The sequence below is a fragment of the Pseudomonas sp. AC463 genome, from assembly GCF_979253585.1.
Genome location: NZ_CEEDDZ010001282.1, coordinates 1 through 223 on the forward strand (window position 1 = coordinate 1; position 223 = coordinate 223).

The following is a 223-nucleotide window of genomic DNA, read 5'->3' on the forward strand; positions in this document are numbered from 1 at the left end:
ACCAACAGCGCCTGCACGCCCACGCCATCACCCAGCAGGCCGACACGCTCTACCAACGCCAATACGACTACGACACAGCCGGCAACCTAGCCCGCCTGCTCGACACCCGCAAAGGCGAACACCACTACCACTACGACCCCCTGAACCGCCTCACCCGCGCCGACCACTCCCAGGACGTCCAGGAACGCTTCGCCCACGACCCCGCCGGCAACCTGCTGATGCA

Annotated in this window: 1 protein-coding gene; it reads left to right on the forward strand. The window is 66.4% G+C overall.

From position 1 onward, the window contains the following. Window positions 1-223 (forward strand): hypothetical protein (locus AC0IYH_RS34435; protein ID WP_471838997.1); only part of this gene is annotated, 223 nt, incomplete at both ends.